At 72.8% G+C, this 25,134-nt stretch carries 21 protein-coding genes and 1 pseudogene; 11 read left to right on the top strand and 11 right to left on the bottom strand.

From position 1 onward, the window contains the following. Nucleotides 1–97 precede the first annotated feature (97 nt). From ACZ6EM_RS05840 to ACZ6EM_RS05830, 3 genes are all read left to right on the top strand, one after another. Complete coding sequence (locus ACZ6EM_RS05840; RefSeq protein ID WP_401053229.1) at nt 98–1,420, top strand: MFS transporter; 1,323 nt, start codon at nt 98–100, stop codon at nt 1,418–1,420. 108 nt (nt 1,421–1,528) lie between these two features. Next, nucleotides 1,529–2,209 carry an LppU/SCO3897 family protein gene (locus tag ACZ6EM_RS05835; protein WP_401053227.1) on the top strand — a complete coding sequence of 227 codons (681 nt, stop codon included), beginning with the start codon at nt 1,529–1,531 and terminating at the stop codon, nt 2,207–2,209. 67 nt (nt 2,210–2,276) lie between these two features. Beyond that, nucleotides 2,277–3,308 carry an LppU/SCO3897 family protein gene (locus ACZ6EM_RS05830; protein WP_465771798.1) on the top strand — a complete coding sequence of 344 codons (1,032 nt, stop codon included), beginning with the start codon at nt 2,277–2,279 and terminating at the stop codon, nt 3,306–3,308. A 103-nt stretch (nt 3,309–3,411) separates the two neighbouring features. On the opposite strand, the gene ACZ6EM_RS05825 is transcribed toward ACZ6EM_RS05830, so the two are convergent. After that, complete coding sequence (locus ACZ6EM_RS05825) at nt 3,412–4,836, bottom strand: CCA tRNA nucleotidyltransferase (RefSeq protein WP_401053536.1); 1,425 nt, start codon at nt 4,834–4,836, stop codon at nt 3,412–3,414. 367 nt (nt 4,837–5,203) lie between these two features. On the opposite strand from ACZ6EM_RS05825, the gene ACZ6EM_RS05820 reads away from it, so the two are divergent. The 7 genes from ACZ6EM_RS05820 (at nt 5,204) to trxA (ending at nt 15,927) form a co-directional block, all read left to right on the top strand. Beyond that, nucleotides 5,204–7,762, top strand: coding sequence for a DUF6049 family protein (locus ACZ6EM_RS05820; RefSeq protein WP_452180380.1), 2,559 nt, complete (start codon nt 5,204–5,206; stop codon nt 7,760–7,762). A gap of 57 nt (nt 7,763–7,819) precedes the next feature. Then, nucleotides 7,820–10,288, top strand: a complete 2,469-nt coding sequence (gene murJ, locus ACZ6EM_RS05815; protein ID WP_401051990.1) for a murein biosynthesis integral membrane protein MurJ — start codon at nt 7,820–7,822, stop codon at nt 10,286–10,288. Between the two features lie 303 nt (nt 10,289–10,591). After that, nucleotides 10,592–12,568: a serine/threonine protein kinase gene (locus ACZ6EM_RS05810; protein WP_401051993.1), complete on the top strand. Its 1,977-nt coding sequence runs from the start codon at nt 10,592–10,594 to the stop codon at nt 12,566–12,568. A 52-nt stretch (nt 12,569–12,620) separates the two neighbouring features. Further along, entirely contained in the window at nt 12,621–13,340 is a 720-nt protein-coding gene (gene sigM / locus ACZ6EM_RS05805) for an RNA polymerase sigma factor SigM (protein WP_465771796.1), read from the top strand. Beyond that, the gene (locus ACZ6EM_RS05800; RefSeq protein WP_465771795.1) at nt 13,337–14,338 is read left to right on the top strand and encodes a hypothetical protein; all 1,002 of its coding nucleotides are present in this window, start codon (nt 13,337–13,339) and stop codon (nt 14,336–14,338) included. Before sigM ends, ACZ6EM_RS05800 begins: the two co-directional genes overlap by 4 nt. A 173-nt stretch (nt 14,339–14,511) precedes the next feature. Further along, nucleotides 14,512–15,474 (top strand): thioredoxin-disulfide reductase, encoded by a 963-nt coding sequence (gene trxB / locus ACZ6EM_RS05795; protein WP_401056365.1) that lies wholly within the window; start codon nt 14,512–14,514, stop codon nt 15,472–15,474. A gap of 126 nt (nt 15,475–15,600) precedes the next feature. Then, complete coding sequence (gene trxA / locus ACZ6EM_RS05790; RefSeq protein WP_359909516.1) at nt 15,601–15,927, top strand: thioredoxin; 327 nt, start codon at nt 15,601–15,603, stop codon at nt 15,925–15,927. Between the two features lie 142 nt (nt 15,928–16,069). Here trxA and ACZ6EM_RS05785 read toward each other — a convergent pair whose 3' ends face one another. The 9 genes from ACZ6EM_RS05785 to rpmH all read right to left on the bottom strand — a co-directional run bounded on the left by ACZ6EM_RS05785 (nt 16,070) and on the right by rpmH (nt 22,827). Then, a complete protein-coding gene (locus tag ACZ6EM_RS05785) occupies nt 16,070–16,687 on the bottom strand; it encodes a GNAT family N-acetyltransferase (RefSeq protein WP_359907015.1) in 618 nt (205 codons plus the stop codon). Between the two features lie 129 nt (nt 16,688–16,816). Beyond that, complete coding sequence (locus tag ACZ6EM_RS05780) at nt 16,817–17,857, bottom strand: ParB/RepB/Spo0J family partition protein (RefSeq protein WP_359907012.1); 1,041 nt, start codon at nt 17,855–17,857, stop codon at nt 16,817–16,819. Beyond that, a complete protein-coding gene (locus ACZ6EM_RS05775) occupies nt 17,854–18,798 on the bottom strand; it encodes a ParA family protein (protein ID WP_359907026.1) in 945 nt (314 codons plus the stop codon). The genes ACZ6EM_RS05780 and ACZ6EM_RS05775 overlap by 4 nt, the downstream gene beginning before the upstream one ends. A gap of 304 nt (nt 18,799–19,102) precedes the next feature. Further along, the gene (gene rsmG / locus ACZ6EM_RS05770; RefSeq protein WP_452180237.1) at nt 19,103–19,921 is read right to left on the bottom strand and encodes a 16S rRNA (guanine(527)-N(7))-methyltransferase RsmG; all 819 of its coding nucleotides are present in this window, start codon (nt 19,919–19,921) and stop codon (nt 19,103–19,105) included. Nucleotides 19,922–20,080: 159 nt separating this feature from the next. Then, complete coding sequence (locus ACZ6EM_RS05765) at nt 20,081–20,611, bottom strand: Jag family protein (RefSeq protein ID WP_380541256.1); 531 nt, start codon at nt 20,609–20,611, stop codon at nt 20,081–20,083. An 82-nt stretch (nt 20,612–20,693) separates the two neighbouring features. Further along, entirely contained in the window at nt 20,694–21,878 is a 1,185-nt protein-coding gene (yidC, locus tag ACZ6EM_RS05760) for a membrane protein insertase YidC (RefSeq protein WP_380541253.1), read from the bottom strand. Further along, the gene (gene yidD, locus ACZ6EM_RS05755; RefSeq protein ID WP_465771794.1) at nt 21,875–22,246 is read right to left on the bottom strand and encodes a membrane protein insertion efficiency factor YidD; all 372 of its coding nucleotides are present in this window, start codon (nt 22,244–22,246) and stop codon (nt 21,875–21,877) included. The genes yidC and yidD overlap by 4 nt, the downstream gene beginning before the upstream one ends. Beyond that, nucleotides 22,243–22,671 (bottom strand): ribonuclease P protein component, encoded by a 429-nt coding sequence (gene rnpA / locus ACZ6EM_RS05750; protein WP_049655849.1) that lies wholly within the window; start codon nt 22,669–22,671, stop codon nt 22,243–22,245. The genes yidD and rnpA overlap by 4 nt, the downstream gene beginning before the upstream one ends. Before the next feature lie 18 nt (nt 22,672–22,689). Further along, on the bottom strand, nt 22,690–22,827 hold the full coding sequence (gene rpmH / locus ACZ6EM_RS05745; RefSeq protein ID WP_030392420.1) for a 50S ribosomal protein L34: 138 nt from the start codon (nt 22,825–22,827) through the stop codon (nt 22,690–22,692). 353 nt (nt 22,828–23,180) lie between these two features. On the opposite strand from rpmH, the gene dnaA reads away from it, so the two are divergent. Further along, nucleotides 23,181–25,043 (top strand): chromosomal replication initiator protein DnaA, encoded by a 1,863-nt coding sequence (gene dnaA, locus ACZ6EM_RS05740; protein WP_359906998.1) that lies wholly within the window; start codon nt 23,181–23,183, stop codon nt 25,041–25,043. A 7-nt stretch (nt 25,044–25,050) separates the two neighbouring features. Here dnaA and ACZ6EM_RS05735 read toward each other — a convergent pair. Then, nucleotides 25,051–25,134: pseudogene (locus tag ACZ6EM_RS05735) on the bottom strand (transposase); the annotation flags it as partial.

Here is a 25,134-nt window from a genome sequence, read left to right as displayed (position 1 = left end):
TAGGAGGGGCCCACGGTCTTCGGATCGTGGGCCCTTCACGTTCTCGCGGCCAATGTTTCACGTGAAACAGTGGCCGGTTCCATGGCACTCTGGGCGGGTGGCGATCACCGAGAACGGCAGCACCCACCAGTCCGCGCACAACGCCACGCTCCTGGACCTGCTGAAGGGCCGCGACTTCCGGCGGCTGCTGACCGCCCGGGTGCTCTCCCAGCTCTCGGACGGCGTCTTCCAGGTCTCGCTCGCCGCGTACGTGGTGTTCTCCCCCGAGAAGCAGTCCTCCCCCGCCGACATCGCCTCGGTGCTGGCCGTGATGCTGCTGCCGTTCTCGGTCATCGGCCCGTTCGCCGGCGTGCTGCTGGACCGCTGGCGCCGCCGCCAGGTGCTCTACTTCGGCAACCTGGCCCGCTTCGTGCTGGGCCTGGGCACCGGCGCGCTGCTGCTGGCGCAGGCGCCGACCTGGCTGTTCTTCGCCTCGGCCCTGCTGGTCACCGCGCTCAACCGGTTCATCCTGGCCGGCCTGTCCGCCGCCCTGCCCCGGGTGGTGGAGCAGGACCAGCTGGTCACCGCCAACGCCCTCTCCCCCACCCTCGGGACGGTCGCCGCCGCCTCGGGCGGGGGCATCGGCTTCGCGCTGCACCAGCTGATGGCTCCCGGGCCGCGGGCCGACGCCGCCCTGGTCACGGTGGCCGCGCTGCTCTACCTGTCGGCCGCGCTGGCCGCCCGGCGGATGGACCGCGACCTGCTCGGCCCGGAGCAGCACGAGGGCCGCCCGGCGCTCGGCCAGGCACTGGTCCGGGCCGCCGTCGAACTCGGCGCCGCGGTGCGCCACCTCGTGCGGGACTGCCGGCCCGCCGTGCACGCGCTGGCCGCCGTCACCGCGGCCCGGTTCTGCTACGGCGTGCTGATCGTGGTCGTGGTGATGCTCGCCCGGTACACCTTCAACGACCCGACCGACAGCGCGGCCGGGCTGGTCACCCTCGGCCAGGCGGTGGGTCTGTCCGCCGCCGGGTTCTTCGTCGCCGCGCTGGTCAGCCCCTGGTGCACCCGTCGGCTGGGCCTGGCCGGGTGGATGACGGCCTGCCTGGTCGCCCCCGTGGCCTTCGTCCCCGCCCTGGGCCTGAGCTTCACCCTGGTGCCCTGCCTGATCGCCGCCCTGCTGCTCGGGGTGGTCACCCAGGGCACCAAGATCTGCGCCGACACGGCGGTGCAGGAGTCGGTCGAGGACGAGTACCGCGGCCGCGTCTTCGCCATCTACGACGTGCTGTTCAACGTCGCCTTCGTGGCCGCCGCCCTGGTCACGGCACTGGTGCTGCCGCTGTCCGGCCGCTCGGTCGCGGTGGTGCTGGGGGTCGCCGGGGTATACGCCCTGACGGCGGTCCTCTACCTGCGCGCCGCCCGCCGGAGCCCGCTCCCCCGGTGACCAGGGCTCCTGGGAACCCTCGGGGCTCGCGGCCGACGGCGTCCGACCGACTCGCTAAGGTACTCGAACCTGTCGGATCGACAGAACTCCGTCTCGGGGGACGAACTGATGAGCACACCGCCGAATCCGTACGGCCCGGCCCCGGTGGGGCCGCCCGTCGCCACGCCGTACGGGGCACCGCCACCCCCGCCGGCCGCGCCGTACGGACCGCCGCCGGCCTACGGGCAGCCCGCGCCGCCGGCCCCGCCCGGCTACGGCCCGCCGCCCGGGTACGGACAGCCGCCCGCCTACGGGCAGCAGCCGCCCGGCCAACCGCCCTACGGACAGCAGCCGTACGGGCAACCGGCCCCCGGACCGTACGGGCAGCAGCCGCCCGCCGGACCGTACGGCCCGCCCCGGCCCGCCCCGGCGGTGCCGCCCGCGCCGGCCGCCAAGCGCGGCATCCGGTCCAAGCTGCGGATCGTCGGGCTGGTCGGCGGCTGCGTGGCGCTGGCCGTGGGCTACTTCGTGGCCGGGCCGAGCGTCAGCAGCGCCAAGGCCGGGGACTGTGTGCGGGCGAGCGGCTCCCGCGACGTCGAGATCGTCAAGTGCACTGACAGCAAAGCGAATTACCGCGTTATGTCGAAGTTCGAGGGCACCACGGACGTGACCCGCTGCAAGCAGACGCCGCAGACCACGAGCGCAGTCTCGGGCAAGAGCGGCCGCCGCTGGAACAAGAAGCGGTACGTGCTCTGCCTCGGCCCGCTGGCGCCCGCCACCACCGGCGTCCCGCCGGTGAAGAAGTCCTGACCCCTTCCGCCTCTCCTTTCCTTCCCGGGGGACCCCCTTGTCCGCTCCGCCTCCGCCTCCACCGCAGATGCCGTACGGCCCGCCACCGGGCGACGGCAACCCGTACGCCTCCGGCGGCTCCTACGGCGCACCGCCCCCACCGCCGCCGGCGCCCGGATACGGCGCACCACCGCCGGCGCCCGGATACGGCTACCCCAGCGCCCCGCCGCCGCCCGAGCAGCCGTACGGGGTCCAGCCCCCGCCGGACGGCTACGGCTACGGGTACCCGCCGCCGCCGGACGGGACCACCTGCCGGTTCTGCGGCGGCTACCCGGCGGTGAACGCCACCGTCCGCGGCCACCAGGGCCTGATCATCGCCTACCGGATGCTGCGGATGACCGGCCCGTTCTGCCGCACCTGCGGAACGGCGACGGTGCGCGACATGTCGGCCCGGACGCTGGTCCAGGGCTGGTGGAGCCTGGTGTCCTGGCTGCTGACCCCGATCACGCTGCTGCTGAACCTCGGCCCGCACAACAAGTTCAAGCAGTTGCCGCCGCCCGTCCCGGGCAGCCACGGCCCCCAGCTGAACCCGGGCGTTCCGCTGACCGGCCGGCCGCACATCGCGATGCTGCTGGTGCCGGTCTCGCTGGCGGTCACCGTGGCCCTGGCCGCGACCGGGGTGCTCGGCCCGAAGAAGGGCGACCCGGTCGCCGACCCGACGCCGTCCCCCACCGTGCTGACCTTCTCGCCCACGCCGCTGCCGAAGCCGACCTACACGTCACCGGTCATCCCCGCGCCGACCTTCACGCTGCCGGTCCCGACGCTGACGTTCCCGCCGGTCACCACGCCGACCGACTCGGACAGCAAGGTGGACTCGGCCAACCCCGGTGACTGCCTGCGCAACGCGAACGGCACCAGCGAGACCACCGACACCAACCCGAAGATCACCATGGTCCCCTGCACCGACACCAAGGCGCAGTACAAGATCGTCTTCAAGTACCTCGCCACCTCCGACGAGAAGGTCTGCGAGAAGCAGCCGAAGTCGGACAGCTGGTACACCAGCAAGCACCCCAACCTCCCGGCCCTGGACTACGTGCTCTGCCTGAAGCAGCTCAAGTAGCCCGGTACGAAGGAGGGGTGGCCCCGGCCGAGTGCCGGGGCCACCCCTCCCGTCGTGTCCGGCGCCGCGTCCGGCGCCGCGTCCGGAGATCCGGACCCCGGACTCAGCCCTGCTGCTCGGCCCACCAGGCCCGCAGTGCCCCGACCGCCTCGTCGTGCTCCATCGGGCCGTGCTCCAGCCGGAGTTCGAGCATGTGCTTGTACGCCTTGCCGACCTGCGGGCCGGGCTTGAGGCCGAGCAGCTCCATGATCTGGTTGCCGTCCAGCGCCGGGCGGACGGCGTCCAGCTCCTCCCGCGCCTTCAGCTCGTCGATCCGGGTCTCCAGACCGTCGTAGGTGCGGGAGAGCGCGGCCGCCTTCTTCTTGTTGCGGGTGGTGCAGTCGGAGCGGGTCAGCTTGTGCAGGCGCTCCAGCAGCGGCCCGGCGTCGGTGACGTAGCGGCGCACCGCCGAGTCGGTCCACTCGCCGCCGCCGTAGCCGTGGAAGCGCAGGTGCAGCTCGACCAGGCGCGAGACGTCCTCGATGAGCTCCTTGGAGTACTTGAGCTCCCGCATCCGCTTGCGGGTCATCTTGGCGCCGACCACCTCGTGGTGGTGGAAGGAGACGCGGCCGTCCGACTCGAAGCGGCGGGTGCGCGGCTTGCCGATGTCGTGCAGCAGCGCGGCGAGCCGCAGGGTGAGGTCCGGGCCGTCCTGCTCCAGGTCGACGGCCTGCTCCAGGACGGTCAGCGAGTGCTCGTAGACGTCCTTGTGCCGGTGGTGCTCGTCCCGCTCCAGCTGCAGCGCGGGGAGCTCGGGCAGCACGTACCCGGCCAGGCCGGTGTCGACCAGCAGCCGCAGGCCCTTCACCGGGTGCTTGGCCAGCAGCAGCTTGTTCAGCTCGGCCTGGATCCGCTCGGCGGAGACGATGGTGAGCCGCTCGGCCATCGCGGTCATCGCGGCGACCACCTCGGGCGCCGGGTCGAAGTCCAGCTGGGCGGCGAAGCGGGCGGCCCGCATCATCCGCAGCGGGTCGTCGGAGAAGGACTCCTCGGGGGTGGCGGGGGTGCGCAGCACCCGGGCCTCCAGGTCCTCCAGACCGTGGTGCGGGTCGACGAAGCCGCGGCCGGGCAGGTCGACGGCCATCGCGTTGACGGTGAAGTCCCGGCGGACCAGGTCCTCCCCGATGGTGTCGCCGTAGCTGACCTCGGGCTTGCGCGAGGTGCGGTCGTACGCCTCGGAGCGGTAGGTGGTGATCTCGATCAGGAAGGAGCCCTCGGGGGTGTCCTTGCGGGCGCCGACCGTGCCGAAGGCGATGCCGACGTCCCAGACCGCGTCCGCCCAGCCCTTGACCAGCTTGAGCACCTGCTGCGGGCGGGCGTCGGTGGTGAAGTCCAGGTCGTTGCCGAGCCGGCCGAGCAGCGCGTCCCGGACGGACCCGCCGACCAGCGCCAGCCGGTGACCGGCCGCCTGGAACCGGCGGGCGATCTCGTCGGCGACCGGCGACACCCGCAGCAGCTCTTGGAGGCCGAGGGCCTGGGCCTCGCTCAGGCCTGGTACGACCTGGACGGCGGTGCTGGAGGGGTCGGTGTGCGCGGTGGGCTCATTGGCAGTGGACACGGCTCACAAGGGTACGTGCCCCGACAGGTCAACCGCCCGCGCGTTCTGGGCGTCTCACCCCACAGCCCGCAACACTGCGCCGCGGGCTGCATCGTTACCATGCCGGTGGACGAGTCTCGGGCACCGGACGGGGGATGCGGTGCCGCGCGCCGCCGCCGTCCGCGGGAACCCCCGCGGCAGCGGTGCGGCGACGGCGTCGGGCGGAGCGATCCAAGAGAGTCAAGCGAAAACCGTCGGGCGGACCGCGCCGGACGACAGCATCAGCAGCGAACGATCGAGAACGGCGAGGGCGAAGCGAGTGAGTGAGCCGGCACGGCACTCGGGCCTGGGGACGCACCGACAGCCTGGAGGGGCCGAGCGCCCCGCCGAGGGGCGTCATCCGGCCCGCCGGACGCGCCGGGCGGGCGCGCGCCTGGCCGCCGCCTGCGCGGCCGCCCTGACCCTCTTCACGGCCACCCCGGCCGGCGCGCTGCCCGCCGGCGGCAACGTCCGGCCGGCCGCGGACTCCACCATCACGGCCGAGTACCCGGTGGTGATGACCATCGACACGCTCAGCCCGCAGGTGGCCACCCCGAACGGCATCGTGACGATCACCGGACACGTCACCAACGCCGGCAAGTCGGCGGTCAAGGGCGCCCACGCGGCCGTCCGCAAGCCGTACTCCAACAAGCCGCTGGACCGGCGCAGCGACCTGGCCAACGTGGCCGACCGCTCCACGCCGGACGGCAAGGACGGCACCGAGCTGGACACCCCCCAGTACGCCCTGCCGGAGCTGAACCCGGGGCAGAGCCAGCCGTACACGCTGAGCGTCGCGGTGAGCGACCTCGGACTGTCCGCGAGCGGCGCGTACGAGCTCGCGGTGGACGCCTGGGGCGGGACCGCCGACAACCCGCGCGACCGCCCCCTGGGCATCGCCCGGACCTTCCTGCCGTACAACCCGGGCGGCGCCGAGGCGCAGCCGACGAAGGTCGCCACGGTCTGGCCGCTGGTGCACGCGCCGGTGGTGGCCGCCCAGACCACCACCGACAGCAACGACCAGCCCGTCTCGGTGCTGCGCGACGACAGCCTGGCCACCGAGTTCGCCCCGGGCGGCCGGCTGTACGAACTGGTCGACACCGGCGCCAAGCTGAACGGCCTGACCTGGGTGATCGACCCGGACCTGCTGGACGCCGCGCTCGCGATGACCAAGACCTACCGGGTGCAGAAGCCGGGCACCGAGGGGTCGGGCAAGTCCGTCAAGGACGACAACACCGTCCAAATGCAGCCCTCGGCCGCCGCCGTCGCCTGGCTGGACAAGCTGCGGGCCGCCGTCGCCAAGCCGGGCACCCAGGTGGTCTCGCTGCCGTACGCCGACCCGGACCTCGCCTCGATCGCCCACAACGGCTCCGACCTGACCGGGATGACCACCGCGCTGAGCAAGGCGGCCACCGCCGGCCGGCTGACCGTCGAGGGCCGGCTCGCCGTGGACACCCGGTCGGACGTCGCCTGGCCGTTCCAGGGCTACCTCGACCAGCAGATCGCCTCCCTCGCCCAGCAGTCGGGCAGCGGGCTGGTGCTGGTCAACGGCGCGAGCATGCCCGAGGCGGACTCGCTCAACTACACCCCGACCGCCGTCCGCCCGATCGGCGGCGGGCAGAGCGCCGTGGTGGCCGACGAGACCGTCTCCTCGCTCTTCGACAAGGACCTGAGCAGCCCGCAGGCGCAGACCGACGCCACCCAGCGCTTCCTCGCCGAGACCTTCGCGATCACCCACGAGCAGCCGCAGAACCAGCGCGGACTGCTGGTCCTGCCCCCGCGCGAGCTGAGCGTCGCCGGCGCCAAGGCGCTGGCGAGCGCCCTGCAGACGGCGGACGGCAAGTGGATCTCCTCGGTCAAGCTGGACGCGGTGGCCCAGTCCGCGGCCGACCCGAAGGCCAACACCGCCGTCCCGGCGCCCACCGACTACCCGACCCAGGCCCGCGCCTCGGAGCTGCCGGCGGCCGACCTGAGCCGCACCGACGACATCCAGCACGACCTGGACACCCTGATGCGGGTGCTCACCCTGCCGCAGCGGGTGCGCGGCCCGTTCAGCGCCGCGATGGTCCGCTCGCTGTCCACCGAGTGGCGCAGCCAGCCGCCGGCCGGGAGCACCTACCGCGCCGGCGTCACGAAGTACCTGAAGGAGCTGACCAGCGCCGTCCAGGTGCCGAAGAAGAACGTCGTCACCCTGGCCGGCAACACCGGTCTGCTCCAGGTCAGCGTCCGCAACGACCTGACCCAGACGGTCACCAACCTGAAGCTGGTGCTCACCTCGGCCCAGCCGAACAGGCTGCGGGTGAGCAAGGAGGAGGAGCTGGTCCTCCCGGCCTCGCAGAGCGTGACCCTGCGCTTCAACGCCGAGGCGCACAACAACGGGACGGTCGCGATGACCGCCCAGCTGTGGACCACCGGCCCCGACTCCCGGCCGTACGGCGACCCCCAGCAGTTCAAGGTCGAGGTCACCTCGGTGACCAACGGGGTGCTGTACATCTTCGCGGGCGCCGGTGTCCTGCTGCTGCTGGCCGCGCTGCGCTTCGTGCGCCAGCGCAAGCGACGCGGCGGGCAGCCGCACGAGGACGGCGACCAGCCGGTCGGGGACGCCCCGGCGGCGGACGGCACCGGAGCGCGGGACACGGCCGAGGACACGGCGCAGGACACGGCGGAGGGCGCCTCGGAGGACACGGCGCAGGACTCCACCGCGGATCGCGCCGGGGCCGCGGAACCGGACCGGGCCGGCGGGACGGACGACACCCGAGGTGACGGTCCCGCGCAGACACCGCGCGGCAGCAGCCCGGATGGCCGGGATCGGGCCGCCGGTGATGAGAAGGTTGGTCCTTGATACCGCCGACCCCCCGCACCGCCGGGCCGGCCTCCCCCACGACAGCGAAGAGGTGACATGACCGGGCGCAGCGAGGAGCGGCCGTCGGGCCGCGGTGAGAGCCGGCCGGGCGCCGAGTCGCCGTCCGGCGACTGGTACGTGGCCGACACCTACGCCCAGGACCCGTACGCGGCGGACGCGTACGGGCACCCGCAGGACGGCCAGGACCCGTACGGTCTGCAGGCCGGTCGGCCCGTCGCGCCCCAGCCGCCGGCCGCCGCGTACGACGTGCCGCCGCAGCTGCCGCCGCAGGGCGGCGGCTACCCGACGCCGGTGCCGCCGACCCCGTACCAGGCCCAGCAGCAGTTCGCGGCCCCGGTGCCGCCGGTGCAGCCCGGCTGGGACACCCCGGTGCAGGGCGCCTGGCCGCAGCAGCCGGCCCCGGCGCAGGCCGCCGGTGGCCACTGGGGCGGCGTCGAGCAGCCCCGGCCGCAGTGGGAGCCGGGCCCGGCGCACTCCGCCTGGGACACCGAGACCACCGAGTACGTCGGGGTGGACGCCCTGTTCGGCGGCCGCCCGGCGCAGTCCGCGGCCCAGCCGCCGGTCCCGCAGCCCGCCCCGGCCCCGCAGCAGGTCCAGCCGACCGCCCCTCCGGTCGGCCCCGCCCCGTACCCGCCGGCGGGCGGCTACCCGGGGCAGCCGCAGCACGGCGGCGCTCCGGGCGGGCAGCAGCACTTCGTGCCGCCGATCGAGTTCGACCCGCCGCTCTCCGAGGAGGAGGCCACCAGGCAGGTGGCCGCCGTCGCGGTGCCCCCGGCCGTCGAACCGCTGTCCGACGTCGTCGCCGAGGAGCAGGCCTCCCAGCAGGCGCCCGCCGCCGAACCCGCCCAGGCGGCCGGTGGCGGCAAGGTCGCCAGCCTGCTGAACTCCAGCGCGATCATGGCGGCCGGCACGCTGGTCTCCCGCGGCACCGGCTTCGTCCGGACCATGGTGATCACCGCGGCCATCGGTGTCGGCGTGATGGGTGACTCCTACAACGCGGCGAACACCCTGCCGACCCTGCTGTACATCCTGATCGGCGGCGGCGCGCTGAACGCGGTCTTCGTGCCGCAGCTGGTGCGCAGCATGAAGAACGACGAGGACGGCGGCACCGCGTACGCCAGCCGGCTGCTCACCCTGGTGATGGTCGGGCTCGGCGGCGTGGTCTTCCTGGCGGTGCTCGGGGCGCCCGTGCTGGTGCAGCTGATCGCCCACCCGATGATGGCCAACCCGGAGCGCGCCGACACCACGGTGGCGATGGCCCGCTTCTGCCTGCCGAGCATCTTCTTCATGGGCATCCACGTGGTGATGGGCCAGATCCTCAACGCCCGCGGCCGCTTCGGCGCGATGATGTGGACCCCGGTCCTGAACAACATCGTGGTGATCTTCACCTTCTCCGCCTACATCTGGGTCTACAGCGGGTTCGGCACCACCCACGTCACCCCGGAGGGCATCTCCCCCGAGGGCGTGCGGCTGCTCGGCCTCGGCACCCTGATCGGTCTGGTCGTCCAGTCGCTGGCGATGATCCCGTACCTGCGGGCCGCCGAGTTCCGCTTCCGGCCCCGCTTCGACTGGCGCGGTCACGGCCTGGGCAAGGCCGCCCGGCTGGCCAAGTGGACGTTCTTCTTCGTGCTCGCCAACCAGGCCGGCTACCTGGTGATCACCCAGCTGTCCACCAAGGCGGGCGACGCCGCGGCGGCGGCCGGCCACGACGGCGTCGGCCTGGCCGCGTTCTCCAACGCGCTGCTGATCTGGCAGCTCCCGCAGGCCGTGATCACCGTCTCGATCATGAGCGCGGTGCTCCCCCGGCTCTCCCGGGCGGCGGCCGACGAGGACGCCGGCGCCGTGCGCGACGACATCTCCTACGGCCTGCGCACCACCGCGGTCGCGGTCGTCCCGGCGGCCTTCCTGTTCCTGTCGCTGGGCCCGGTGATCGGCCGGGCGATCTACGCGGTCGGCGGCAACGACACCGTCCTGAACGACGCCACCAACGTCGGTCTGATGCTCTCCGCGTTCGCCCTGGGCCTGATCCCGTACTCCGCCCAGTACGTGATGCTGCGCGGCTTCTACGCCTACGAGGACACCCGCACGCCGTTCTCCAACACCGTCTGGGTCGCGGCCTGCCAGGCCGGCTTCGCCCTGCTGTGCTGGCTGGTGCTGCCCGCCGAGTGGACGGTGGTCGGCCTCGCCTTCGGCTACGGCCTCGCCTACGCCGTCGGGGTGACGGTCGCGATGCCGAAGCTGAAGAAGCGGATCGGCGGACTGGACACCAAGCGGATCGGCAGGACGTACAGCCGGCTGGCCGCCGCCTGCGTCCCGGCCGCGCTGGTCGGCCTCGGCGCCAGCCTGGGGGTCCAGCAGGTGCTCGGCGGCTGGCCGGGCAGCGTGGCGGCCCTGGTCGTGGCCGGCGGCCTCCAGCTGGCGGTCTTCGTGCTCATCGCGAAGCGCCTGCGGATCGAGGAACTGAACGCCATGCTGGGCATGGTCCGCGGCCGGCTGGGCCGCTGACCGTCCGACCACCGGCCGGACGAGCGGACGCCCTGACCGGGCGTCAACCGGAGCGAGACGCTCCTCCGCTCGTCCGGCCGAGTGCTGGGTCACCGGTTGGTTCGGGTCCGCCCGACCGTCGGATGGCGACCCGGTGTCCAATCTGCACCACATCTCTCCACCCGCGTGCAACCGAGCGGACGTCCCAGCGGTCGTACCCGGTGGAGAAGAGTGGGCACAATTGTCCTGGAGCACAGGGCCGCCGACCCCCGGGCTCCAGCGAATCTCTCAGGCCGGGGCTACACAAGGGGAGGCAGGACCACGGTGGCTGATGGCACCAAGGCCGTCGTCGACACGTCAGCAGCTGACGCGGCGACGGACGAGGCCGCACTGGCCGCGGCGATCGACGAGCTCACGGGCTCGCAGGACGCCGGCGGGAGCACCTCCGCGGACGCCCGCGAGGGCGCCACCACCGCTGCCGCCGTCCCCGGGCGCACCGACGCGGACAAGGACGAGGACGAGAGCGGGGACGACGCACCGGCCGCAGGACCGGGCACCCCCGCCGGCGAGGAGACCTCGGAGATCACCGCACCGCTCTCCGTGCAGGAGCTCCGCGCCGAACTGGCCGCCGGCTCCCCCCGGAAGAAGCCCGCCGACGAACCCGCCCGCCCCGCGCGCCGCCCCACCGACCCGCAGCCCACGGTCGACCCGCGCGACACCGCCACCCTCCCGCGCACCCTCCCCGCCCCGCAGCGCCGCAGCGGCGACATGATCGGCCACCGGTACCGGCTGGAGGAGTGCATCTCCCAGACCGAGACCTTCAGCAGCTGGCGCGCCGTCGACGAGAAGCTGCGCCGGGCCGTCGGCGTCCACCTGATGGCCTCCGGCCACCAGCGGGCCCGCAAGGTGGTGGCGGCCGCCAAGTCCGCCGCGCTGCTCGGCGACCCGCGCTTCGTCCAGGTCCTGGACGCCGTCCACGAGGGCGAGCTGGTCTACGTCGTCCGGGAGTGGCTGCCGCACTCCTCCGACCTGGCCAGGCTGCTCGCCAACGGCCCGATGGAGCCGCACGAGGCGTACCAGATGGTCCGCCAGGTCGCCGACGCCGTCGCGGCCGCCCACCGGCGCGGCCAGGCCCACCTGCGGCTCACCCCGCGCTGCGTGCTGCGCACCGACAGCGGCCAGTACCGGATCAACGGCATCGCGGTGGACGCCGCCCTGCGCGGGCTGCCCGCCGAGGACGCCGAGGACGCCCAGCGGGCGGACACCCGCGCGATCGGCGCACTGCTGTTCGCCGCGCTCACCCACCGCTGGCCGTACCCGGAGGACCGCTACGACCTCCAGGGCCTGCCCAAGGGCCTCCAGAACGCCGCGCCGGACCAGGTCCGCGCCGGGGTCCACAAGGGCCTGTCCGAGCTCGCCGCGCGGGCCCTGTTCGACCAGCCGCCGCACCACGCCCAGCCGATCACCACGCCGGAGGAGCTGGTCCGGGCGATCGCGCAGATGCCCCGGATCCGCCAGCCCGAACCGGAGCTGCCCGCCTTCCCGGTCCCGCCCCGGCACAACACCCACGCGCTGCCCACCGCGCCCAACCCGACCCGGGTCGCCGACACCACCGTCGCCCCGCTGCCGGCCTCCTCCCGCCCGACCTCCTCCCGGCGCACCAGGCGGCGGCTGCGCCGGGTGGTCAAGGCCACCGCGTGGACGGTCGCGCTGGGGGCGATCGGCGTCGCCTCCTGGCAGTTCGTCGACAGCCTGCGGCACACCGGGTCGGCCACCGCGTCCCCGGCCCCCTCGACCAGCAGCACCGCGCCGAGCCCGCAGGCCAGCACCCACAACCCGGTGACGCTGGCCGTCAAGGACGCGCAGTCCTACAACCCCCTGGGCGACGGGCCCGAGGGCACCGAGAGCATCGGGAAGGCCATCGACGGCGACCTGAGCACCTCGTGGACCACCGGCTGGTACGTCGACCAGTTCGGCGCCAAACCGCCCGCGCTGAAGTCGGGCACCGGCCTGCTGATCGACCTCGGCTCGCCGCAGCCGGTCTCCTCGGTGAACGTCCAGTTCTCCGGCGGCGAGCAGTCCGCGGAGCTGCGGCTGCCCACCCCGGCCGCCGGCGCCAACCCGCTGCAGGCCAAGCCGGACGCCTTCACCGTCGTCGGGAAGAAGACCGGGAGCAACGTCGAGTACACCCTCGACTCCCCGGTCACCACGCGGTACCTCTTGATCTGGCTGACCGGTCTGACGAAGGATACCGACGGCAGGTTCCGCGGCCACGTCGCCGAGGTGAAGGTCTCCGGCTGATCCGACGACCGCGGACGCGGCACGGACCGGCGGCCGGGAGGGAGGGGTGACGGTGGCGGACGACGCGCACCCGACGGACGACGCGACGCTGCTCGCCCGGCACGTCGCCGGCGACCCGGCGGCCTTCGGTCTGCTGGTGGACCGCCACCGCGACCGGCTCTGGGCGGTCGCCCTGCGTACCCTGGGCGACCGCGAGGAGGCCGCCGACGCCCTCCAGGACGCCCTGGTCTCCGCCTTCCGCGCCGCCGCCGGCTTCCAGGGCCGCTCGGCGGTCACCACCTGGCTGCACCGGATCGTGGTCAACGCCTGCCTGGACCGCGCCCGGCGCGGCGCCACCCGCCGCACCACCCCGCTCGACGAGGACCCCCAGCGGCTGGACACCCTGGTCGGCAGCGCCGAGCCGGCCGACTTCCCGGTGGTCCGGGCCGAGCTGCACCGCGAGCTGACCGCGGCGCTCGCCGAGCTGCCCGCCGAGCAGCGGGCCGCACTGGTGCTGGTCGACATGCAGGGGTACCCGGTGGCCGAGGCGGCCGAACTGCTGGGCGTTCCGGTGGGCACCGTGAAGAGCCGCTGCGCGCGCGGCCGGGCCCGGCTCCTCCCCCTGGTCCGGCACCTGCGCGAGCCCGATGTTTCACGTGAAACACCGCCCGCCCGCGGCTCGGCCCCGCCGCGCCGCGACACCCGGGGGAACCCGAAGCCGCCCGGCACCGTCACAGGGGCGGGCCCGAGCACCGGCCGGACGGTCCTGGAAGGAGACGCGAGCACCCGATGAACGCCCACCCCTCCTTCCCCGACCCCGCCGAGGACCACCCCCCGGTCGAGCGGCTGGCCGACCTCGCCGAAGGACTGATCGAGTCCCCGGACACCATCGGGGCGCTGCGCCGGCACCTGGACGGCTGCGCCGAGTGCCGGGAGACCGTCGAGGCCCTCGCCGAGGTCCAGGCGATACTCGGCGACGTCGAGACCCCGCCGATGCCGGCCGACGTCGCCGCCCGGCTGGACGCGGCGCTGGCCGAGGCCGCAGCCGCCGCCGCAACCGCCGGTAACGGCCGCGAGGCCGTCGAACCGGCCCAGGAGGCCCCCGCGGCCGACCACCGGGCCGAGGCCCCGGCCCGGTCCGCGCGTGCCGCCACGGCGCCCGTCACGCCCTCCTCCGCCGCCTCCCGGCCGGTGGCCCGATCCGGCGACCGACCCGCAGGCCGGTCCGGCTCGGCCGGCGGGCCCGGCCGCGCCCGCCCCCGCCGGCGGCGGTTCGCCCTGCTGCTCGGCACGGCCGCCGTCCTGGCCGCCCTCGGGCTCGGCGGGGCACTGCTGCTCCACCCCGACGACGGGTCCGGCACGGTGGCGGCCACCGCGGGCGGCGCCCCGGCCGTGACCACCGACGGCCACGATGTCCGCGCCCCGCACACGGCGGGCGCCGGCACCGAGTACCGCGACGACGAACTCGCCGCCCAGGTGCAACAGTTGCTGGCCCGCTCGAAGAACGTCCCGGGACTGCTGGCCACCGGGCCCGCCCAGTCCGAGGGGGCCCTGCCCGCCGACGGCGGCCGCCCGGAGCCCGACTCGCCCTCCCCCGCCTCCCCCAGCGGCCCGGGCTGCCCGGCACCCGCCTCCGGCACCCCGCTGGCCACCCACCGGGGCAGCTACCACGGCGCCCCGGTCGACGTCCTGGTCTACTCCCTGGCCGGCCGCCCCGGTTCCGTCGACGTCTACCTGCGCTCCCCCGACTGCGGCCCGGTCGTCCTGCACCAGGCCGTTCCCAGCCGCTGACCGGCGGTTCCCATGCGATCCACGCCGACGGCGGCACGCCGCTTCCGGACTTCGGGCGCCTGGTACTGATCCGCCTGGGAATGCGAGACACTGGTCAGTCGTTGTCCCGGGCGGCGGAGCAGGACCGCCCTCCCCGCAGCAAACGCGGGTCGCGATGCGAACCAGGAGAAGCAGTGAGCGACGTCCGTAACGTGATCATCATCGGTTCCGGCCCGGCCGGGTACACGGCCGCGCTCTACACGGCCCGTGCCTCCCTCAAGCCGCTGGTCTTCGAGGGGGCCGTGACCGCCGGTGGTGCGCTCATGAACACCACCGAGGTCGAGAACTTCCCGGGCTTCCGGGACGGCATCATGGGCCCCGAGCTGATGGACAACATGCGGGCCCAGGCCGAGCGCTTCGGCGCCGAGCTGATCCCCGACGACATCGTCGCGGTCGACCTCACCGGTGACATCAAGACCGTCACCGACTCCGAGGGCAACGTGCACCAGGCGCGCGCCGTGATCGTCACCACCGGCTCCCAGCACCGCAAGCTCGGTCTGCCGAACGAGGACAAGCTCTCCGGCCGTGGCGTCTCCTGGTGCGCCACCTGCGACGGCTTCTTCTTCCGCGACCAGGACATCGCAGTGGTCGGCGGCGGCGACACCGCTCTGGAGGAGGCGACCTTCCTCTCCCGCTTCGCCAGGAGCGTCACGATCATCCACCGCCGGGACACCCTGCGCGCCTCCAAGGCGATGCAGGAGCGCGCCTTCGCCGACCCGAAGATCCGCTTCGAGTGGGACAGCGCGGTCGAGGCCATCCACGGCGACCCGAAGCTCAGCGGTGTCACCCTGCGCGACACCACGACCGGCGAGACCCGCGAGCTGGCCGTCACCGGTCTGTTCATCGCGATCGGCCACGACCCGCGCACCGAGCTCTTCAAGGGCCAGCTGGACCTGGACGCCGAGGGCTACCTCAAGGTCGAGGCCCCCTCGACCCGGACCAACATCCCGGGCGTCTTCGGCGCCGGCGACGTCGTGGACCACACCTACCGCCAGGCCATCACCGCCGCCGGCACCGGCTGCTCCTCCGCCCTGGACGCCGAGCGCTACCTGGCCGCGCTGGACGACCTGGAGGCCAAGGCCGCCGTCGCGGTCTGAGCCCCACCCTCCGCCCCACGGGGGTGTTCCACGTGAAACACCCCCGCCCCGGCCGGGCAGAACAAAACGGGTCCACCCGTTGTTCTCCTGGCAGCAGCCCCCTCCGTCCGAACCCGAGGAGTTCCCGTGGCCGGCGCCACCACCACCGTCACCGACGCGACGTTCGAGCAGGACGTCCTGAAGAGCGAGAAGCCCGTACTGGTCGACTTCTGGGCCACCTGGTGCGGCCCGTGCCGCCAGGTCGCCCCGGTCCTGGACGACATCGCGGCCGAGCACGGCGAGAAGCTGACCATCGCCAAGCTGGACGTGGACGCCAACCAGGCGACCGCCGCCAAGTACGGCGTCATCTCGATCCCGACCCTGATCGTCTACAAGGACGGCGAGCCGGTGAAGTCCATCACCGGTGCCCGTCCGAAGGCCGCGCTGCTGCGCGAGCTGGCCGAGTTCATCTAGGTCTTCCGGTCGTCGACCGCACGGCGGCGGGGCTCCCCTCGGTGGGGACCCCCGCCGCCGTCGTTTCCGGGCCCGGCCCTCCGGACGCCCCTGGAGACGCCCTACGGCGACGCCCTACGGAGACGCCTTACGGAGGCGACCGCTAGAACGGCCGCAGCGCGGGCTCCTTGCGCCCGCCGCCCAACAGCCGCTCCAGCGCCCCCTCCACATCACCCCGCCAGGAGAGCGTCGTCCGCGCCTCCAGACGCAGCCGCGGGTAGCGCTGGTGCGGGCGGACGGTCTTGAAGCCGACCGCGAGCAGATGGTCGGCCGGCAGCACGCAGCTGGTCGGCACCCGCCCGGACGAGCCGAAGGCCTCGATCGCCCGCACCCCTCGCCCGATCAGGTCCTTGGCCACCGTCTGCACCAGCACCCGGCCGAGGCCCTGGCGCTGGTAGCCCGGCAGCACCCGGCTGACCATCAGCTGAACGGCGTCCGCCGACACCGGACTGGTCGGGAAGGACTGCGAGCGGGGGACGTAGGCGGGCGGTGCGTAGAGCACGAACCCGGCGGGCCGGTCGTCCACGTAGACGATCCGCCCGCAGGAGCCCCACTCCAGCAGCACCGTGGAGATCCACCCCTCCTTCTCCAGCTCCGGCTTGCCCGCCTCCACCGCCTCCTTCGCGCTGACCGGGTCCAGCTCCCAGAACACGCAGGAGCGACAGCCGTTCGGCAGGTCCCCGAGGTTGTCCAGCGTCAGCGGAGCGATCCGCCGTCCCATGGCCGCACCTCCTCCCTCTCACGGTCGAGCATTCCCCCACGAACGCCGATGGGTGCATGTTTCACGTGAAACAGCGCTCACGTGGAACACGCACCCATCGGGTCGTTGCCCTCGGCCGGCCGGTCCGGCTCAGCCCTGCGACAGCCGCAGACCGTCCTCACCCGGGGCCATGCTGTCCAGGATCCGGTTCAGGTCCTCCACCGAGCCGAACTCCAGCACCACCTTGCCCTTGCCCAGCTTCCCGCCGCGCTGCGACACCTCGACCTTGACCCGGGTGTCGAAGCGGTCGGACAGCCGGCTCGCCAGGTCGTTGAAGGCCGGGGAGTTCAGCTTGCCCGCCTTCGGCGCCTGGCGCTTGGGCTCCTCCGGTTCCTCCGAGCGCATCAGCACGACGATCTCCTCGACGTTGCGCACCGTGAGGCCCTCGGCGATGACCCGCGCGGCCAGCCGCTCCTGCTGCTCGGGCCCCGACAGGCCGAGCAGCGCCCGGGCGTGTCCGGCCATCAGCGTCCCGGCCACCAGCCGGGTCTGGACGGACGGCGGGAGCTTCATCAGCCGCAGGGTGTTGGAGACGTGCGTGCGGGAGCGGCCGATCCGGTCGGCCAGCTCCTCGTGGGTGCAGGCGAAGTCCCGCAGCAGCTGGTCGTAGGCGGCCGCCTCCTCCACCGGGTTCAGCTCGGCGCGGTGCAGGTTCTCCAGGAGCGCGTCCAGCAGCAGCTTGTCGTCCTCGGTGGCCCGGACGATCGCCGGGATCCGCTCCAGCCCGGCCTCCCGGGAGGCGCGCCAGCGGCGCTCGCCCATGATCAGCTCGAAGCTGTCCGCACCGACCTGGCGGACCACGATCGGCTGGAGCAGCCCGACCTCCTTGATGGAGGTGACCAGCTCGGCCAGCTTGTCCTCGTCGAAGACCTCACGCGGCTGGCGCGGGTTCGGGGTGATCGCGTCCAGCGGCAGCTCGGCGAAGTACGCACCGGCCGGCTGCGCCTGCTCGGCCCGCTTCTCCGCGGCCGCCCGGGCCGCCACCGTGCCGCGGCCGCTCGGCAGCGGCGTCACCGAGGCCGGTGCGGGCGCGGCTGCCGCGGGCTTCGCCTCCGCCCCGCCGTCCACCGGCGCGGCGGGGCGGATCAACGCCTCCAGCCCTCGTCCCAGACCAACCCTGCGAGCACTCACTGATGACCCTCCGTCGTGCCGTGCTGTGCCACCGGGGCGCCGTGCCCCTGCTGGCCGTCCCGCTGCTGACCCACCAGCGAGCCGCCCTGGCCCACCGCACGCAGCGCGAGCTCGCGGGCGGCCTCCAGGTAGGAGAGCGCCCCGGTCGAGCCCGGGTCGTAGGTGAGCACCGTCTGCCCGTAGCTGGGCGCCTCCGAGATGCGCACCGAGCGCGGGATCGCCGTGCTCAGCACCTCTTGGTGGAAGTGGGTCCGGACCTCCTCGGCGACCTGGGCGGCCAGCCTGGTCCGGGCGTCGTACATGGTGAGCAGGATGGTCGACACGTGCAGTGCGGGATTGAGGTGCGCGCGCACCAGCTCGACGTTGCGCAGCAGCTGACCGAGGCCCTCCAGGGCGTAGTACTCGCACTGGATCGGGATCATCACCTCCTGGCCGGCGACCAGGGCGTTGACCGTCAGCAGACCCAGCGAGGGCGGACAGTCGATCAGGATGTAGTCGAGCGGCTGCTCGTAGGCGGCGATGGCCCGCTGGAGCCGGCTCTCCCGGGCCACCAGGGAGACCAGCTCGATCTCGGCGCCGGCCAGGTCGATGGTGGCGGGAACGCAGAACAGCCCCTCGACGTCGTGCACCGGCTGCACCACGTCGGCCAGCGGCTTGCCCTCCACCAGGACGTCGTAGATGGACGGCACCTCGGCGTGGTGGTCGATGCCGAGCGCCGTGGAGGCGTTGCCTTGCGGGTCGAGGTCGACGACCAGGACGCGCAGGCCGTGCATGGCGAGCGAGGCGGCCATGTTCACGGTGGTGGTGGTCTTGCCCACCCCACCCTTCTGGTTGGCGACCACGATCACCCGGGTGGCGGCGGGCCGGGGCAGTCCCTCGCCCGCTCGGCCGATCGCCTGAACCGCAGCCTGGGCAGCCCGTGCGATGGGCGTGTCATCGATCTGGTCGACGGTCTCCGAGTCCTGCATGGGGGTCAGTGTTTCACGTGAAACCGGAGCGGCAACAGTCGCCGCCCGGTCACGGCGGAGGATGCCCGAGAGCAAGGAGCGACGTTTCACGTGAAACACCATGCCCGCTATGCCGGAAATCTGACGTTGCGACACTCCGGAGTCCCGGGGGCACCACCCGGCCGAACGCCGGGGGGAACAGCGGCCCGTCCGCCACCTGAACGACGACGGGCGGACGATCCTCCCTCGCAGGAGGCCCGTCCGCCCGTGTTCGGTACGTCGTCGGCGTCACGCCGGATCAGCGGCTGCGGCGCCGCCCGCCCCGGCCGCGCTCGCCGTTCCGGACGCTCGCGGTGCGACCCGCCCGGGCCGCCTTGGCACGCCGGGTGGCCGCCTTCACCCCGCCGGGGCTCTCCCCCGCCTTCACCTGGATCACCCGGGTCGAGGTCTCCAGGGTGCCCTCGCCGACCGCGATGACGCTCCACTCGACCGCACCCAGCTTGGCCAGACCGGCCCGCGATTCGGCCAGCTCCTGCTCCGCGCTGTCGCCCTTGAGCGCCAGCATCTGTCCGTGCGGGCGCAGCAGCGGCATGCCCCAGCCGGCCAGCCGGTCCAGCGGCGCCACCGCCCGGGCGGTCACCACGTCCACCGCGAGCTTGCCGACCATCTCCTCCGCGCGACCGCGCAGCACCGTGACATTGTCCAGGCCCAGCTCCCGGACGACCTCCTCCAGGAAGGTGGTCCGGCGCAGCAGTGGCTCCAGCAGCGTCACCGAGACGTCCGGACGGGCCAGCGCCACCGGGATGCCCGGCAGGCCGGCCCCGGAGCCGACGTCGCACAGAGTGATGCCGGAGGGCAGCAGCTCGGCCAGCACCGCGCAGTTCAGCACGTGGCGGTCCCAGAGCCGGGGCACCTCGCGGGGCCCGATCAGCCCGCGCTGCACGCCCGCGGTGGCCAGCAGCTCGGTGTAGCGGACCGCGGCGTCGTAGCGCTCCCCGAAGACCTCCCGGGCGACGGCCGGTGCCTCGCCAGGATGCTCCAGCTCGGTGGCCCGCCCCTCAGCGGCCGGGTCCACGTCCGCCCCCGGCCGGCCGGCAGCCGCGTTCTCCGTGTCCATCTCGACCTCTCCGATCCCCGGATCCACCGACCCGCTCAACGCACTGTTTCACGTGAAACATCCCAGAAGGGACGACGACCCCGCCCGCACGAGGCGGACGGGGTCACGTCCGGTGAAGCTCTCCGGCCGCCACGGCGGCCGGTCGTCGACCTGTCGGCCTCAGACCGGCAGCACGACCACGAACCGCTGGGGCTCTTCGCCCTCGGACTCGCTGCGCAGGCCGGCCGCGGCGACCGCGTCGTGGACGACCTTGCGCTCGAAGGGAGTCATCGGCCGCAGCTTGACCTGCTCGCCACTGCTCTTGGCCTGCTCCGCGGCCTTGGCCCCGAGCACCGCCAGCTCCTCGCGCTTGCGGGCCCGGAAGCCGGCAATGTCCAGCATGAGGCGGCTGCGCTCGCCGGTCTCCCGGTGGACAGCCAACCGGGTCAGCTCCTGGAGGGCCTCCAGCACCTCGCCGTCCTGGCCGACCAGGCGCTGCAGCGCGCGGTCGTTGCCGTCACTGACGATGGAGACCAGGGCGCGGTCGCCCTCGACGTCCATGTCGATGTCACCGTCGAGGTCGGCGATGTCGAGCAGACCCTCCAGGTAGTCCGCCGCGATGTCGCCCTCCTGCTCCAGACGGGAGATGAGGCTCTCGTCGGAACTGGCGGCGGTCTCGGCCTCGACGGCGGAGGTGGTGCCTTCCGTCACTGATGGACTCCTTCGGAGATGGGCCCGTCTGCCGGGCCGGGAACGAAGCTCTTCGCGGCTGTCACAACAGGCTTGGGGCCGGTCAGGACTTCTTCTTCGGCCGCTGGCCGCCACCGCGCTTCGGCTGCTGCCGGGTGCCCTGCTTGGTACCGGCCGGCTTGGCCGTGCTCTGCTTGGCGGCCGCCGGCTTGCCACCGGCATCGGCCGGGGAGTCCGCCGGGGCGGTGTCGGCCGGAGCTGCGTCGGTGGGCTCCTCGGCCGGGGCGTCCTTGCCCGGCTCCACGGTCGGCTGTCCGACGCCGCCCTGCTGGCGCTGGGCCTTGCTCTGCCGACGGGGCTGCTGGCGGCGCGCCTGCACCGATTCCTCGACCACCGCGGCGGCGCTGGCCGCCTCGCTCACGGCCGCCTTGGACGGGGGCAGCATGCCCCAGAGCGCGCCCTTGATCTCCGTACCGTCCGGACGCAGTCGGCCGGCCTTCTTCAGACGCTCCTGGCGCTCCTGGAAGGCCATGCTGCCCGGGGTCGGGTTGTTGTGGATGACGATCAGCTGCTGGCCCATCGACCAGACGTTGGTGGTCAGCCAGTAGACCAGGACACCGACCGGGAAGTTGATGCCCATCACGGCGAACATGATCGGGAAGACGTACATCAGCATCTTCTGCTGCTGCATGAACGGCGTCTTCACCGTGAGGTCGACGTTCTTGGTCATCAGCTGGCGCTGGGTGACGAACTGCGACAGCGACATCAGGATGATCATCACGGCGGTGACGATCTTGACGCTGGTCTCGGGGCTGCCGACGAAGGTCGCGGAGAGCGGGGCACCGAAGATGTGCGCCTTGCCGGCGCTCACCAGCAGGTCACCGTGGATGACACCGATGTCCTGGCCCTTGGCGACCTTGGCGAGCACGCCGTAGAGGGCGGTGAAGAACGGCGCCTGCACGATGATGGGAAGGCAGCTGGAGAACGGGTTGGTACCCGCATCCTTGTACAGCTTCATCATCTCTTCGGACTGGCGCTGCCGGTCGTTCTTGTAGCGCTCCTGGATGGCCTTCATCTTCGGCTGGATCGCCTGCATGGCCCGGGTCGCCTTGATCTGCTTCACGAAGAGCGGGATCAGGCAGATCCGGATGACGACCACCATCGAGGCGATGGCGAGACCCCAGGCCCAGCCACCGTCCGGGTCAAAGATGTGGCTGTACAGCGAGTGGAACTGGACGATGATCCAGGACACCGCTGTGTACAGGGGATTCAGGAAGGAGAAGGTCACCGGTCAGGCTCCTTGGACAGGTGGATTGGCCGCACGGGACCAATGGTCGCCGGGCCCTCGGGGTCCGGACCGGCGGGGGTGGCGGTCACCGGGTCTCCGGTGGCGGACGGGCTCTTCAGCCAGTCCCGCAACCGCCGGTGCCACACCGGATGCTTGCGCGGCGGGACATGATCGACCCCGCCGGGCGTCCACGGATTGCAGCGCAGGATGCGCCACACGGTCAGCCCGCCGCCTTTCACCGCCCCGTGCACCTTCACGGCCTCGTAGCCGTAGTGCGAGCAGGAGGGGTAATAACGGCAGACCGGACCGAGCAGTGGGCTGATGGTCCACTGGTAGACCCTGATCAGACCCATCAGCAGGTACTTCATCGACCTGCTCCCGTCGGCGCCGTGGCGGCGGGCTCCGTCCTCAGCAACCGCTTGAGTGCCGCGTCCAGGTCACGTTCGAGGTCCTGGTACGAGGCGGTCGCGGCCTGGGGCAGCGCACGCACCACTATCAGGCTACCGGCGGGCAGCCTGGACAGACGATCACGAACGAGGTGACGCAACCGGCGCTTGACCAGATTGCGGACGACCGCCGGGCCAACGGCCTTGCTCACGACGAAACCCGCACGCGCCGAAGGAGTCCCCTCGGCGACGTGCGGGCGGGAGTCGCTGGTCCGGTCGGTCTGCCCCTGCGGGTCACCGTCTCTGCTGAGATGGACGACCAGAAGGGGCCGGCCGGCCCGACGACCGCGTTTCACCGCGGTCGCGAAGTCCTGGCGCCGCCGCAGCCGATTCTCGGAGGGCAGCACAACAGACTCTGGCGCGGATCAGGCGGACAGGCTGGTGCGGCCCTTGCCACGGCGGGCGGCCAGGATGGCACGGCCGGCGCGGGTACGCATACGCAGCCGGAAGCCGTGGGTCTTCGCGCGACGACGGTTGTTCGGCTGGAAGGTGCGCTTGCTCACTCGGGGGCTCCTGAGGTGAATCGTAGGATGACGGGAAATCGCTTGGCCGTCACCGTGCGTCCGCGTGATCTCCCCTGATTCGGAAATCCGGCCCATCGCCCCAGTTCGGCTGGGGTCTGAGGCAATCCACGGCGCCCGTGCTGCGCGCCTTATGGAGCGGGTGGACCCGCGGACATGCGGCAGCGGCCATCGACAACTCGACCTGGTTACGGTACGCGGGACGGGGCACGGGGGTCAAACCAGCCCGCGATCGCCCGTCTTACCCACAGCCTGTGGACAACGACTTGATCCCGCCCTGTTCGCTGACTACCGTTGCAGAACTTGTCTGGTTTGTTCTTGGAAAGCGTGCACCAGTGGCTGATGTCAACAGCGACCTCGTCCCGGTCTGGGCCAGGGTCGTCGAGCGGCTGGTCAACGACCCCGATGTCGGGGAGATGGACAAACAGTGGGTGCAGCGCACCCAGCCGATGTGGATGATGCACGACACCGCCCTGCTGGCGACCCCGAACGAGCGGGCCAAGCAGGTGCTGGAGGGCCGGCTGCTGCCGCAGCTGACCGAGGCCCTCAGCCGTGAGCTCAGCCGCCCGGTCCGGATCGCCGTGATGGTCGACGCCAACGCGGTGCCGACCACGCCCGCACCCGCCCCCCAGTCCCCCGCCGAGCCCTACCCGGGCCCGGCCGAGGAGGACGCCCCCGACTACGGCGGCCAGGACTACCCGCAGTCGTACGAACACGGCCAGCCGTACGAGCAGGGCCACCCCTACGAGCAGGGTCAGGGGCAGCCGTACGAGCAGGACTACGAGCGGCCCCGCTACGACACCGGCGGCTACGACCCGCGCCAGGCCCCGTACGGCGGCCCCGGCGGCGGCCAGGGCTGGCAGGGCTACCAGGAGCAGCCACCCGCCTACCGCGACCCGGAGGAGCCCGCGCCCCGCCAGGCGCCGCGGCCCGTCCCCGGCCCGCCCGCGACCACCCAGGGCGACCTCTTCGGCGGCGCCTACGGCCCCGGCCCGAACGAGCAGCCGCGGGCCGGCGCCGGCCGCCGGGCCGGCGGTTCCCGCCCCACCGGCGGCCGTCCCGCGGAGAAGGCCTCCCCGGAGCGCTCCGCCGAGCGTCCCGGCGTCCCCGGGGTGCCCGCCCCGCCCGGCGCTCCCCCGGCCGGCGGCTCCCGCAAGGACGAGCCGGCCGCCCGGCTGAACCCCAAGTACCTGTTCGACACCTTCGTGATCGGCGCCAGCAACCGCTTCGCGCACGCGGCGGCGGTGGCGGTCGCCGAGGCCCCGGCCAAGGCGTACAACCCGCTCTTCATCTACGGCGAGTCCGGGCTGGGCAAGACCCACCTGCTGCACGCCATCGGGCACTACTCGCGCAGCCTCTTCCCGGGCACCCGGGTGCGCTACGTGTCCTCGGAGGAGTTCACCAACGAGTTCATCAACTCGATCCGGGACGGCAAGGCGGACACCTTCCGCCGCCGCTACCGGGACATGGACATCCTGCTCGTGGACGACATCCAGTTCCTCGCGAGCAAGGAGTCCACGCAGGAGGAGTTCTTCCACACCTTCAACACCCTGCACAACGCGAACAAGCAGATCGTCCTCTCCTCGGACCGGCCGCCCAAGCTGCTGACCACGCTGGAGGACCGGCTGCGCAACCGCTTCGAGTGGGGTCTGATCACCGACGTCACCCCGCCGGAGCTGGAGACCCGGATCGCGATCCTGCGCAAGAAGGCGATCCAGGAACAACTCAACGCTCCCGCCGACGTGTTGGAGTTCATCGCCTCCCGGATCACCCGCAACATCCGGGAGTTGGAGGGCGCCCTGATCCGGGTCACCGCCTTCGCCAACCTCAACCGGGCCCCGGTGGACCTGGAGCTGGCCGGGATCGTCCTCAAGGACCTGATCCCCGGCGGGGACGAGGACGCCGGCCCGGAGATCACCGCGCAGGTCATCATGCAGCAGACCGCCGCGTACTTCGGCCTGGGGGTGGACGACCTCTGCGGATCCTCGCGCAGCCGCGTGCTGGTGACGGCCCGGCAGATCGCGATGTACCTCTGCCGTGAGCTCACCGACCTCTCGCTGCCGAAGATCGGTGCGCAGTTCGGCGGCCGCGACCACACCACGGTGATGCACGCGGACCGCAAGATCCGCTCGCTGATGGCCGAGCGGCGCTCGATCTACAACCAGGTCACCGAACTCACCAACCGCATCAAGAGCTAGTGCCGCATCAGGCAACGTTGGCCCTGGCGACGACTGCGCGTAGGCGTTCGTCGGCGGCGTGCTTGTTCCGCCAGATGATGTAGCGGCGGAT

Source organism: Kitasatospora sp. NPDC041917, from assembly GCF_055589745.1.
This window is presented reverse-complemented; position numbering and strand designations above follow the sequence as displayed.